Consider the following 14,401-nt stretch of genomic DNA (forward strand, 5'->3'; position numbering starts at 1 on the left):
GCTCAGGTTCTGAGACAGATCGTGCTTCTTTTATAAAAATATGAAGTGATGAACTAATCCTGGATTGGAAATTACAGTTATTATGGCTGGAGTTGCCGCAACACGGTAATTTCTACACGGCGGTTCTTTTGCCGTCCAGCCGCCGTGGTATTGTCACTGGTTGGGCGGGTATCCGCGTATCCGGCATATTGAAAACCGTCAGGATCAAGCTTTTCTTTATCGAGAAAAAATCGCAATACAGACAGTGCACGTGCACCGGAAAGCTCCCAATTGTCTTTATAGGTAGCGTTTGCCCCGACAGGAACGTTGTCCGTATGTCCTTCAATGCTGACAACTGTGCTCAGGTCACGGAACAGGCTTGCCAATTTGCTTAGTGTGGGTGAAGCATCACTTTTGAGTGCAGCTTTTCCCTGATCAAACAGGAAGCGGTCACTGAGTGTGATAGAGATGCCTTGCGGCTTGTCTGCAACAAAAATCTGATTTTCCAGTTTATTGTCCTCGATATACTGGGTAATCACATTGAACAGATTTTGCAGCTCCTGCTCCTGTGATCTGAATTGCTCTTCCCGCTCCGTAAGTGGCTGATCTTCATCATCTGGCTTGCCTGTTTCGGAGTCGGAAGAGGATCCTTCGCCTTCTCCAGGGTCTTCGCCCTGAATCTGGGAAGGTGGATTTTTGGTAATGGCTTGTCCAGCTGTACCACCAATGCCTTCACCTTGATCAAGCAGGGAGTTGGATTGGTTGAAAGTATTTTGCAACGATTGAGTAACCACATCGTATTTGCCAGAATCCAGATTGCTCATGGCATACATGATCACAAAAAAGATCAGCAGCAGGGTAATGAGATCGGCATAGGTAATCATCCAGCGATCTCGATGATCTCCAGGTTCACGTTTTCCGCGCCGTTTACTGCGCCGACTCATCCAATCCCTCCTTCACTACAGGACGTGTGATCTGGCGGTGAGAGAGTGTGAAGGACTCCAGCCGTTTACGCACAAGCTGAGGGTTCTCCCCGTTCTGAATGGATAGTACGCCCTCGAGCAGCATTTCCATCGTCTGAATTTCGTCTGCTCCACGGGATTTGATTTTGGAAGCAATGGGTAAAAAGATAAGATTGGCACTGGCGACCCCGTAAAGGGTTGCGGTAAAAGCAACAGCAATGGCTGGTCCGAGTCCGGTAGGATCGGTCAGACTGCCAAGTACCTGAATAAGTCCCATCACGGTACCAATGATACCCATCGTTGGAGCATAACCGCCTGCTGATTCAAAAATTTTGGCATAACCTTCATATTTTTGTTCGACGGAATCAATTTCCATCTCCATGATCTGGCGAACAACATCCTGATCTGTGCCATCGACAACCATCTGAATACCATCTTGTAAAAATGGATGCGGATGGTACATCACTTTTCGTTCCAGTGCAAGCACGCCTGAGCGGCGAGCAATTGAAGACATATCTACAAGTTCTTCAACCCACTGGCTTGAGTCATTGTTGTTACGCCCAAAGGCCATGCGGAGGGCAGCAGGAATCGTACGCAGCCGATGTGCAGGGAAACTGGCAACAACTGCGGCAATTGTTCCACCAAATACAATTAGAGCAGCGGTCTTTTGCATCAGACCGGATAATTGGCCACCTTCCCATAAAAAACCACTAATGACTGCGGCAATCCCGGCAATAATGCCGATAAGTGTCGCAATATCCATAAATTAACCCACTCCTATCTTTAGTTCGCGATTGCATCACTTGCACAGACGAGGTATAATTAAACGGGAACAAATATTCCTATTACTATAAGTTTTCCCATATGTAAATTCGGGGAACTTCGACAATATATAGTGACTATTATTTTAGACGATAGGGTGAGATACGGCAATGAGCGATATTATAATGAGCGACAAAACGTTCGAAATCGAGTCAGAGTTTTCTCCCCAAGGTGATCAGCCTGTAGCCATTGAAGAATTGGTGAAGGGTGTTCAGGAGGGGAAGAGATATCAGACGCTACTGGGTGCAACCGGTACGGGTAAGACGTTTACCATTGCACAGACGATTGCCAAGCTGCAACGTCCCACGCTGATTATTGCCCACAATAAAACGCTGGCAGCACAGCTTGCAAGTGAGTTCAAAGACTTTTTTCCAAATAATATGGTTGAGTATTTTGTCAGTTACTACGATTACTTTCAGCCAGAAGCCTATATTCCTTCCTCGGATACGTATATCGAGAAGGATTCAAGTATCAATGAAGAGATCGATAAATTGCGCCATGCGGCTACGAGTTCATTGTTCGAACGCAGAGATGTCATTATTGTAGCGAGTGTATCCTGCATCTATGGTTTGGGTTCGCCGCATTCGTATTCGAGCATGCTTCTGTCCCTGCGGGTAGGAATGGAGAAACCACGCAATCAGATTTTGTCTCGTCTGGTAGAGATTCAGTATCAGCGCAATGATATTAACTTTGTGCGTGGCACGTTCCGCGTTCGCGGAGACGTTATCGAAATTTTCCCGGCATCAAAGGGTGAACATGCGATTCGGGTGGAATTGTTCGGTGATGAGATTGAGAAAATTACGGAGATTGACGTGTTAACCGGAGAACTGGTTGGCGAACGTGAACATATCGCCATATTCCCGGCATCTCACTTCGTAACCCAAGAAGAGACGATGCGCGTCGCGTTGGTGAACATTGAGCGTGAACTGGAAGAGCGTCTTGAAGTGCTGAGAGAACAGGGGAAATTGCTGGAGGCTCAGCGACTGGAGCAACGTACACGTTACGATATCGAGATGATGAAGGAAGTCGGGTTCTGTTCAGGGATTGAGAACTATTCCGGACCACTGACGTTCCGTGAACGTGGCGATACACCTTACACACTGATGGACTATTTCCCGGATGACATGTTGATTGTGGTCGATGAGTCCCACGTGACGCTGCCACAGATCCGTGCAATGTATAACGGTGACCAAGCACGGAAGACTGTACTGGTTGACCACGGATTCCGTCTGCCATCTGCGTTGGATAACCGTCCGCTCAAATTCGAAGAGTTCGAAGAAAAGATGAATCAGATCATCTATGTATCCGCGACACCGGGTCCTTACGAAATAGAGCATACGGATACGATGGTACAACAGATCATTCGTCCAACCGGTCTGCTTGATCCAATTATTGAACTGCGCCCAACGAAGGGACAGATCGATGATCTGATCGGTGAGATTAACGACCGGATTGCGAAAGACGAGCGGGTCCTGATCACAACATTAACGAAGAAGATGTCCGAGGATTTAACAGATTATCTGAAGGAGATTGGAATCAAGGTACGTTATTTGCACTCCGAGATCAAGACGTTGGAGCGTATGGCGATCCTGCGTGATCTAAGGCTGGGTACGTTCCATGTGCTGATCGGAATCAACTTACTCCGGGAAGGTCTCGATCTTCCTGAAGTTTCTCTGGTAGCCATTTTGGATGCCGACAAAGAAGGCTTCCTGCGCTCGGAACGCTCACTGATCCAAACGATTGGTCGGGCAGCGCGGAACAGCGAAGGTAGAGTCATTCTGTATGGTGACAAAGTGACGGATTCCATGGATAAGGCGATTAAGGAAACAGAACGCCGTCGTGCAATCCAGATTGAATATAACGAAAAACATGGCATTACACCACAGACGATTCGTAAAAAAGTGCGTGATGTGATTGAAGCAACCAAAGTTGCCGAATCCAAGAAAGATTATCTTACAGGCGCTGCCGAGAAGATGTCGAAGAAGGAACGTCAGTCACTTATTCAGCGCCTAGAGGCAGAGATGAAAGACGCAGCCAAAAACCTGCAGTTTGAGCGTGCTGCTGAACTTCGTGATGCATTGCTGGAACTGCGCGCAGAATAGCTTATTAAGTAGACTGTAGAGATATAAGATAAAGGCACAGTTAATGAAGTGTCGCAACAAGGATAGATCTGCAACAAGAGAACGGCCGGGTGGCCGTTCTCTTGTTGAGTCAGGAAATCAGTGATATCTACCGATAATTAGATATGTTGAAAACGTAAAATCAGGTCTATACTGATAGAAAAGTTGAAATTGGTTAAAAGGTTTATAGGGAAAACATTTGGAAGTCGTGTACCCGGGAGCCGAGCCGAAGGGAATGGCGACCATCGCGAGCGATGCAAAGCCGTGAGCATCCCGGTGTTCAAAGGGAGCCGAGCCAAAGGCAATGGCGACCTTCGCGAACGAGGCGAAGCTGTGAGCGCCCTCTCGTGGTAGAGCGGCCGTCCAAGAGACCGGCGATCGGCCGGGATCTTGGACGAAGCTGCGGGCACACGACAACCTTCACATAGCAAGACCCGACCATTCACCATTGCACCGCTTGTTTCGGGTGTCCAGAGGGCTGCGCCCTTTGGGGCCCTCCCTTGGAAGGGAGGGTTTGGGAGGGATTGAAAAGCCTTTAAAAAAGGTTGGAATTTCAACATTGAAAGGATGAAACCCATTGGCGAGCGAGAACATTGTCATCAAAGGCGCGCGAGCGCATAACCTCAAAAACATTGATATCACCATCCCGCGTGACCGTTTTGTTGTATTAACCGGTCTGAGTGGCTCAGGCAAGTCCTCGCTGGCTTTTGACACGATATATGCCGAAGGACAGCGACGTTACGTTGAATCATTATCGGCTTATGCACGGCAGTTTCTGGGGCAGATGGAGAAACCGGACGTTGATTCCATTGAAGGATTGTCTCCGGCCATCTCCATAGATCAGAAAACGACAAGTCGTAACCCGCGTTCTACCGTGGGAACCGTTACGGAAATCTATGATTACCTGCGTCTGTTGTTTGCACGTGTGGGACATCCTCATTGTCCGGATCATGGCGTGGAAATTAGCTCCCAGACCGTAGAACAAATGGTTGACCGCATCATGCAATATCCTGAACGGACCCGATTGCAGATTCTGGCACCGATTGTCTCGGGACGCAAGGGTGAACACAAAAGTGTGTTTTCCGATATCTCCAAACAAGGTTTTGTCCGTGTTCGGGTGAACGGGGAATTACGTGATCTGTCCGAAGATATTCAATTGGAGAAGAACAAAAAGCATACGATTGAAGTTGTGGTTGACCGGATAGTAATCAAGGAAGATGTGCAATCACGTTTGGCCGATTCTATTGAGACTGCACTTAATCTGTCCGGTGGACAACTGCTGGTAGATATTATGGGTGAAGAAGAACTGCGTTTCAGTTCCAACTTTGCCTGCCCGGTGTGTGGATTCAGTATTGAAGAGCTTGCGCCGCGCATGTTTTCGTTCAACAGCCCATTTGGAGCCTGCCCGGATTGTGATGGATTAGGTGTCAAAATGATTGTTGACCCGGACCTGTTGGTACCGGATCGCAGCAAAACCATTGAAGAGGGTGCGTTTGATGCCTGGACAGGTGGTACATCCACCTATTATCCGCAGTTCCTCAAATCGGTATGCGAACACTTTAACATTCCGCAAAACGTACCTGTAGAAGACCTGCCTGCTGAACAAATGAACAAGCTTTTGCAGGGTACAGGTACGGAGAAAATTCGTTTCCGGTACGAGAATGATTTTGGACAACGGAAAGAAGCATTGGTTACCTTTGAAGGTATTGTGAATAATCTGGAGCGTCGTTACCGTGAGACAGCATCCGAAGGTATCCGTGAATTCATTGAAGGTTATATGAGTGCTAAGCCTTGTGGAACATGTAAAGGACAGCGACTGAAACGTGAAAGCCTTGCAGTTACGATTAACGATCACAACATGGCGTATGTGACAAGTTTGTCCATTGGAGAAGCTGGTCGTTTCTTCGACTCGCTGCAATTGAGTGAGAAAGAAGAAATAATCGCTAAACTTATTTTAAAAGAAATCAACAGCCGTCTCGGCTTCCTGGTAAACGTAGGACTGGATTACTTGACCCTGAGCCGTGCTGCAGGAACGTTGTCCGGTGGTGAAGCCCAGCGGATCAGACTGGCGACACAGATTGGTTCCAGCCTGATGGGCGTGCTGTATATTCTGGATGAGCCGAGTATCGGCCTGCATCAACGGGATAACGATCGTCTGATCTCCACACTCGCTCACATGCGGGATATCGGTAACACACTGATCGTGGTTGAACATGATGAGGATACGATGATGGCCGCCGATTATATTATCGATATTGGTCCGGGGGCAGGTATCCACGGTGGTACCATCATGTCTCAGGGCACACCGGAAGAAATCATGAATGACGAGAACTCGCTAACGGGTCAATATCTCAGTGGGCGCAAGTTTATTCCGGTACGTACCGAACGCCGTAGTGTCGGGGACCGCTGGTTGGAAGTACGTGGAGCGAAGGAAAATAACCTGAAAAACCTGAATGTAAAAATTCCAGTGGGTGTATTCACCGCAGTAACGGGTGTATCCGGCTCGGGTAAATCAACGCTAATTAATGAGATTTTGTATAAAACGCTGGCTCGTGATTTGAACCGCGCACGGGTACGCCCTGGTCAGCACAAAGAGATTCGGGGTCTGGAACATATCGATAAAGTTATTGATATTGACCAGTCGCCAATCGGACGGACACCACGTTCCAACCCGGCTACCTATACAGGCGTCTTTGATGACATCCGTGATCTGTTTGCACAGACCAATGAAGCCAAAGTGCGTGGATACAAAAAAGGCAGATTTAGTTTCAATATTAAAGGTGGTCGTTGTGAAGCATGTCGTGGGGACGGCATTATCAAAATTGAGATGCACTTCCTGCCAGATGTCTACGTGCCTTGTGAGGTCTGCAAAGGCAAACGGTATAATCGCGAAACCCTTGAAGTCAAATACAAAAACAGAAATATTGCAGATGTGCTGGAAATGACGGTAGAGGATGCAACGCAGTTCTTCGAGAACATTCCGAAAATTCATCGCAAAATGCAAACCTTACTTGACGTAGGGTTGGGCTATATTAACCTGGGTCAGCCTGCAACAACGTTGTCTGGCGGTGAAGCACAACGCGTGAAGCTCGCTTCCGAGTTGTATCGTCGCAGTACGGGTAAAACAATATATATTCTGGATGAGCCAACGACCGGTCTTCATGTCGATGATATTGATCGTCTGCTGAACGTCCTGCACCGTCTGGTGGATTCCGGAGAATCGGTACTGGTTATCGAGCATAACCTGGATGTTATCAAAACAGCCGATTATATTGTTGATCTGGGTCCAGAAGGTGGAAGTGGTGGCGGAACTATTGTTGCGACAGGTACACCAGAGGATATTATTAAAGTGGAAGCTTCCTATACTGGTAAGTACTTGAAGCCAGTATTGGAGCGGGATACGGAACGAAGCAAGACGTTACAATTGACGGAATAAATGCTCCAGTTTACAGCTTGTTTGTGAATATCTAACCCTTCTTTTCATGAAGTAGGCGGCATCGGTGTATGATATGATGTCCTCTTCTTCCGAGGAGAAGGGTTTTCTGATATTTTGCCGTTGTGCCAATCTTAATATGACATCGGTGAAAGTGTTTACATATGCGGTAGAGCAAGCATTCCAACAATCGACTGCCAAACTGGATTTTTTTCATTTTTCTGGATGATAGGGCTTGCATTACAAGCAGGGTACAGATAACATAGAGGAAGATATTAGGGTATGCGTTTAGCTGTTCAACTATGGTGAGGAGGTCTGTCTATCCATGCTGTTTGCAGAAGCTGCCGCGGCGAGTACTTCAAATTTTAATGCGTTTGATATTTTTGTCATCTTATTTACGATCCTGATTTTCATCGGAGTGGTCCGTCTGATTCGCGCGCCGAAGAAGAATTTGTTTGCTATCGGATTTGCAGTGGTTAGTCTGTTGGTATTTCTTTTGACGGACTATGCCATGATTACCGGTTGGTTTGGTTCGTAGAGACAAGGCTGGACTTATTTGAAAGCAGCAAGTAGAAGAACAGACAAACACTTTCCAGGGAATGAAGGAGGGTGTTTTTTTGTGTTTTGCAGAGTGGTTCGAACAATACGGTCTTCTCTATTGAAATTAGGTCTTAAAGCGATTGTATAGGAATAATTTGTATGTTAAATTTGAGGATACCGGTATTGCAGATAATAGAGAAAGAGATTCAGTCATGGATCATATGGTTCGGTTGCATAACGGAGGATATATAGAGAGGGTTAGGTGAGAGAATGAGAGTGTTGGGGAAAAAGGGTGTAGCCATACTAATGGCTGCTGTACTCTCGATCAGTGTTGCAGCAACTGCTGGAGCAGCGGAGTCTTCATCAGGTATGCAAGCCAAAGTGGTAGATGGACAAGTCTATGTTAGTTCAACGGATTTGGTCAAAGCGCTTGGAGGAAGTGGGCAATATGACGCCAAATCTGGAACGTTTCAGTATAAGGGCAGTGAAGCAGTTCCAAAAGTAATTGAAAAAGTATCTCCTTCTGTTGTAGGCATTATCGGCAAATCTACTGAATCACAGGATGGCGTCACATCGGATCGCTATAACCTGGCTCATGGCACTGGCGTGATCATCCGCTCCAACGGCTGGATTGTAACGAATGCCCATGTAGTTGATGGATTAATCAATCCTTTGGTCGTGACGACGGATGGCAATACATATAAAATCACCAAAACATACAGTGACCCGTTAAGCGATATCGCTCTAATCAAAATTAATGCTAAATCTCTTAAACCGGCGACCTTTGCCAAAGCTTCACAAACAACCGTTGGAGAAACCGTCATTGCTATCGGCACACCGATTTCCTTCTCTTTGCGTAACTCGGCGACAGTGGGCGTAATCAGTGGTCTTAATCGGGGAGTGGAGGCAACATATCGGTTGATTCAAACAGATACGGCCATTAACCCGGGTAACAGCGGCGGACCGCTGGTCAACCTGAAAGGTGAAGTTGTGGGTATTAACTCTATCTATGAAATTTTCAGCAGTAGGTATCGAGAGCATGGGATTTTCGATTCCAGTAGATACCGTCCAATATATTATTAATCAGTTCTTTGAATACGGAAAAATCAAGCGTGCAAGCCTCGGCTTGCAACTGGAAGAGAGCTGGTCAGCGATTGTGGGCCTGCCTACAGATGATCCTTTGACGATTACGGGCGTGCTGTCTGCTCAAGCGAAGAAAGCCAAAATCAAAGAGGGAGATGTGTTATACAGTGTGGCAGGCACACGTGTGTCCTCTGTGGTGGATATCAATGAGTTGCTCAAAACGTATCTGCCAGGACAGAAGGTCAAACTGTTAATGCAAACGGACGGCGATATTATCACTCGTACGGTGGTCCTTGCTGATCGAGCGGATATCCAAGAAGAGGAAGATGAGCAGTTCCCTGTAGAAGAAGATCAATAAAGCCCGGCGAGCCATCCGGATCCAGAGAGGACGAATGAACGGAATGAAAAAAACATTTTTACGTGTGCTGAACACAGGTGTGTTAGCCGGGATGCTGAGCATTGGAGCGGCATTGCCTGCGTGGGCATCCGATCTTACAACGAGTGAGCTGCGGATCACAGCAGGTAGCACGAGCGCCTACATCAACGGCAGCAAACAGACAATCGTGAAACCATATAAGTTCAAAGGGGTTACGATGGTCCCTGTCGGTGTATTCAAGAAAGCTTTTGGCAGCGAGATCCGACTGGAGAAGAATGATGTGGTCAAAGTGAAGGAAGGTCCGCATACAGTCACCTTAACGATTGGCAGTTCGATTGCCTGGGTGGATGGAGTCAAAAAAGAGATGGGCGCTGCTCCAAAAATGGTGAATGGCGTGCTCATGGTACCACTTCGCCCAATAGCTGCGGGGATAGGCGCTACACTCGCCCCAAGCAGCTCAGGAGAAATGGTCATTCGATTATTGCAAACGGATGAATCGACGGATGAGGACGAGGGCGGCATTAATCTGGACGAAGGCAAAACGAGAATTGGTAACAGTTATTACGGCTGGTCCATTAATTACCCATCCGACCTCATGATTTTGCAAACGGGTGAGCAGGAGCGCATGATGACATTTGGCGCGGAGGACAGCAGTTATTATCTTGAAGTGTACGTGAGTGACCAGGATGTGAGTCTGGATTCGGATGATTTGTTACAGCAGCTTGTTCAGGAAGCAAAAGAAACCGGAGATACGGTGCTCGATCGGGAATCGATTGCCAAAGGGAAAACCCCTTATGCCCGGATTGTGGTTAAAGATGCGGACGGGGTGTTATGGGAAATGCGCCAATATATCCATGATGGTCGCCAATATGACGTATACCTCGCGGACTATGAAGCTCTGAATTACAAGGATCTGGGCAAGCGTGCAGCACTGCTCAATTCATTCCAGCCTACGTATGTTCAGTCCGATCGTACAATTAAGGATCTTTCAACCGTGGATGAGGGTATGCGCTCTACCTGGAATGACGATTATGGCATTGAACTGAAGATTCCAGCAGGCTGGTCTATGGACAACAACCAGATGATATACGAAGCCAAGGATGGTGCATATCTGCAGCTGCGTGTTACATCTGCACCGAAAGGTGCGACGGTCAAAGAGTGGAGCGGCCAACTGGACAAGTGGATGCGCGAGACGTTCACGCCGGATAGTTATGAACCGATAGGTTCGTATACGATGGATGTATCAGGCGAGACTGCTGAGGTGAATGAGTTCCGTTATAACTTTGGAGATGGATGGCAGACGGAGTTCGATGTTCTTTTGCAAAAAAACGGTTATCGCTATTATGCAGAGTATACGTTCCCTGAGGAGCAGACAAAGGACCGTGAATGGTTTAAGAGTATCATGAAGAGTGTCGTGATTGATTTTGATACCGTATCCGATAATTTCGGCCAGCTGGATGAAGACCCGTATTTGACGGATAAAACAAAAGCTGTGACACGAACGTCCAAACGTTATCATTACAGTGTTGATATTCCGCGTTACTGGACGCCGTACAATGATCGGTTTGAGTATTCTCCTGTTGTGTATACCTTCACAGGTGGTCAATTCTCCATTGCCGCGAGTGAGGACAAATCCATTGAAATGACCGTCAGTCAACTTAGAGAGGCATATACGGAAGCAACCAAAACGCGTAAAAACTTCAAGTTGCTTAGCAGTGAGGAGTTGACGTTTGCGGGTGTGCCTGCGTTTTCCTTTATCTATCATGAAGTGGACAATGGTGTGCCGTATACCGGACGTCAGATCGTGTTTGAACAGAATGGAACGACTTATACGATTACGAGCGGGCTGAATGATGCCAACAAGACGGAAGTGCAGGCAGCAGCGCTGGAAAAAGCCGTGAACTCATTTACTTTTATTAAATAATGCAAAATGCTGAAACAACAGAGATGCAATTTGCCGGAGGGTCGAGAGACCTTCCGGTTTATTTGGTTTCTATATAAAAAAATGGACATTTACACTGGAACGAAGAGTGCAGAACCGATCTGAAGAAGCGAAAGCTACAAGCTTTCTGAAGGAAAGCTGCATCGGAAGCATATGCTACGTGTTTATCGAGCGATCGGAAGATGGTACTGCAATCGGAGTGTCTAGTGTAAAGTTTAATGGAAATGAAAATGATAAACGGTTTTTTCAGGAAAGCGTAGAAGAGTCGTTGCAGAAGTGGTACACTATACTAGTTCAGGAGTTATGACTGCTGTTCTGAAAAATAAGAATGACTGTAGGCTTGGGAATCAGGCAATACAGACATAATGTATAGATATAGCGATACAGTGACAATGCAGGCGTATGGATCAAGGTACAGGATGTTAGCGTACAGGGTACAGGGCACAGGGATGAAATCCGGCTATGCCGGTTATGGGGAGGATACACATGAAAACAGCAACAATACGAAGAGAAGACGTTGAGCTTCTGGCACCCGCAGGTGACTGGGATTGTATGCGTTCGGCGGTAGCCAACGGCGCGGATGCGATTTTCTTCGGAGTCGAAAAATTTAATGCACGGGCACGGGCGAACAATTTCCGTATGGACGAGCTGCCGGAGATTATGGCGTTTTTGCACAGTTATGGCGTAAAAGGTTTTTTGACCTTTAATATATTGATTTTTGAAAATGAATTGACGGATGCCAAAGAACTGATTGATGCTTGTGTCGATGCAGGTGTGGATGCCGTAATTGTACAGGATTTGGGTCTGGTCAAAATGATTCGCGAGATCTCGCCTGATTTCCCGATTCACGGTTCCACCCAAATGACGATTACGTCACCGGAAGCGGTGGAGTTTACGAAGCCGTTTGATATGGAACGTGTCGTGCTTGGACGGGAGAACAACCTGAAGCAGATCCAGAAGATCGGAGAACAGGCGAAGTTGCCGATGGAAGTATTTGTTCACGGTGCGTTGTGTGTATCTTATTCTGGGCAATGTTTGACATCTGAAATGTGGGGTGGACGCTCCGCCAACCGTGGGGAATGTGCACAGGCTTGTCGTCTGCCGTACGACCTGATGGTAGATGGCGAGCATAAACCAATGGGCGATGTGGCGTATCTGCTGTCTCCGAAGGATCTGGCTGCGATTGACTTGATGCCGGAACTGATCGAAGCGGGCGTAACTTCCTTCAAAATCGAAGGACGTCTCAAAACGCCGGAATACGTGGCCAACGTGGTTAGTAAATACCGCAAAGCAATCGACCGTTACTTTGATGGAGATAACACTCCTCCAAGTAAGGAAGAAGTTCGTGAATTGCAGCAGAGCTTCTCTCGTGGATTCACGCACGGTTTCCTGGACGGAACGAACAATAAACAACTCGTTGACGGTACGTTCCCGAAAAGCCGTGGCGTCTATCTGGGTCGTGTAGACCAGGTATTGCGTGATGGTGTCGTCCTGAAGCTGGATGCACCAGTGAAACGTGGAGACGGAATCGTATTTGATGCCGGAGATCCAACGAAGAAGGAAGAAGGCGGACGTGTCTACGATGTACGTCGCAAAGGCGTGAAGCTTGAAGGAGAAGCCGAGGAAGGCTGGATCGTGGACGTTGTACCCGGCCGTAGTGATGTGGACCTGCGCCGCGTGAAAGTTGGCGACAAAGTATGGAAAACGAATGATCCGGCGCTGGACAAACGTCTGCGTCAGAGCTTTGAAACCGAGAAGCCTTATCGTATCTTCCCGGTAAACGTAAAAGTTATCGGCAGCCCAGGGCAGCCACTTAGTACATGGTGGACGGACGTGCAGAAGGGCACGACGGTCCGTGTGAATTCCGAGATGGAACTGGATATTGCCCAGAAGCGTCCAATGACGCACGAACTGCTCGAAGAGCAATTCGGACGTCTGGGCGGCACTGTGTTCCAGCTGGAAGAATTGGACGTCAACCTGCACGGTGACGTCATCATCCCGATGCGCGAGTTGAATAACATTCGCCGTCAGGCGGTGGAACAACTCGCGGGCGAGCGCCCTAAACCGCCCGTCTACGTGAAACGGGCGGTGGAAGTCTACGGCGATGCGGTTAAACCGGCAGCGCCAGTTGCTCGCGGTCATGCGGAGCTGACCGCGCTCTGCCGCAGCCTGCCACAAGTGGAGGCAGCGCTGGAAGCGGGTGTCGGCATGATCTATGCCGACTTCGAGTTTATCAAGCAGTTCCCGGCAGCGGTGGAAGCTGTTCGTGCCGCAGGCCGCAAGATTGCGTTGGCAACACCACGCATTCATATGCCTGGCGAGAACGGGTATCACAACAACATCCTGCGTTTGCAGCCGGATGCTGTGCTTGTACGTAATACGGGTGCATTGTACTTCTACTTGCGCCATCGGATGGAGAACCCGGATGCGAAGCATCCTGAATTGATCGGTGACTTCTCACTGAACATTGCCAATCACAAAGCAGTGGAACTGTTCCTGGAAGCAGGTTGTGACTGGATTACACCTTCTTATGACCTGAACATTCAGCAAATGGTTGATTTGCTGGGACACTCCCGTACAAGTCAGACAGAAGTCGTTATTCATCAGCATCTGCCGATGTTCCATACCGAGCACTGTGTGTACTGTACGTTTATGAGTGAAGGAACGGACTATACGAACTGTGGACGTCCATGTGAAGATCACCGGGCTTCCTTGCAAGACCGGATCGGTATGTCCCACCCGGTACGTGTGGACGAAGGCTGCCGTAATACCGTGTATAATGCAGTGGAACAATCCGGTGCTGAATACCTGACCAACTTCATGGATCTGGGTGTATCCCGTTACCGTGTGGAATTCCTGGAGGAAACTCCAGAGCAAGTGCGCGAGGTTATTGATCTGTACAACCGTGCTCTGCGTGGCGAGATCAGTGGTACACAAGTTTGGAAAACACTGAAAGCAACAAACCAGCTTGGCGTAACACGTGGTCAACTGGTGAAATAATAGATCGAAACTGGAACAATCAGCAACGCAACAGGCATGAAAGTTTGAAGCAACCCCAATCTCTGCTTTACGGAGCTCTTGGGGTTTTTTCTATAAAAGAGACTTGAATTATACCGATACTAAATTCGTATGTGGTATCTTGTT

The 14,401-nt window shown here is 47.8% G+C and carries 7 protein-coding genes and 1 pseudogene; 6 read left to right on the top strand and 2 right to left on the bottom strand.

The window, feature by feature from the left end; genetic code table 11:
• Positions 1 to 80: 80 nt before the first annotated feature.
• Entirely contained in the window at positions 81 to 923 is an 843-nt protein-coding gene (locus HW560_RS08990) for a flagellar motor protein MotB (protein ID WP_090903585.1), read from the bottom strand.
• The gene (locus tag HW560_RS08995; protein ID WP_090903586.1) at positions 907 to 1,704 is read right to left on the bottom strand and encodes a flagellar motor protein; all 798 of its coding nucleotides are present in this window, start codon (positions 1,702 to 1,704) and stop codon (positions 907 to 909) included. Before HW560_RS08995 ends, HW560_RS08990 begins: the two co-directional genes overlap by 17 nt.
• 169 nt (positions 1,705 to 1,873) lie before the next feature.
• On the opposite strand from HW560_RS08995, the gene uvrB reads away from it, so the two are divergent.
• The 6 genes and pseudogenes from uvrB to HW560_RS09025 all read left to right on the top strand — a co-directional run bounded on the left by uvrB (position 1,874) and on the right by HW560_RS09025 (position 14,257).
• On the top strand, positions 1,874 to 3,865 hold the full coding sequence (gene uvrB / locus HW560_RS09000) for an excinuclease ABC subunit UvrB (RefSeq protein ID WP_090903587.1): 1,992 nt from the start codon (positions 1,874 to 1,876) through the stop codon (positions 3,863 to 3,865).
• 595 nt (positions 3,866 to 4,460) lie between these two features.
• Positions 4,461 to 7,319, top strand: coding sequence for an excinuclease ABC subunit UvrA (gene uvrA / locus HW560_RS09005; protein ID WP_090903588.1), 2,859 nt, complete (start codon positions 4,461 to 4,463; stop codon positions 7,317 to 7,319).
• Between the two features lie 322 nt (positions 7,320 to 7,641).
• The gene (locus HW560_RS09010) at positions 7,642 to 7,854 is read left to right on the top strand and encodes a hypothetical protein (RefSeq protein WP_090903589.1); all 213 of its coding nucleotides are present in this window, start codon (positions 7,642 to 7,644) and stop codon (positions 7,852 to 7,854) included.
• Between the two features lie 272 nt (positions 7,855 to 8,126).
• Positions 8,127 to 9,297, top strand: a pseudogene (locus tag HW560_RS09015) (S1C family serine protease).
• Positions 9,298 to 9,340: 43 nt separating this feature from the next.
• A complete protein-coding gene (locus HW560_RS09020) occupies positions 9,341 to 11,239 on the top strand; it encodes a stalk domain-containing protein (protein WP_256222280.1) in 1,899 nt (632 codons plus the stop codon).
• 504 nt (positions 11,240 to 11,743) lie between these two features.
• Positions 11,744 to 14,257, top strand: coding sequence for a U32 family peptidase (locus tag HW560_RS09025; RefSeq protein ID WP_111621560.1), 2,514 nt, complete (start codon positions 11,744 to 11,746; stop codon positions 14,255 to 14,257).
• Positions 14,258 to 14,401 lie beyond the last annotated feature (144 nt).

Origin of the sequence: Paenibacillus sp. E222 (genome assembly GCF_013401555.1) — a bacterium.
Taxonomy (GTDB): Bacteria; Bacillota; Bacilli; order Paenibacillales; family Paenibacillaceae; genus Paenibacillus.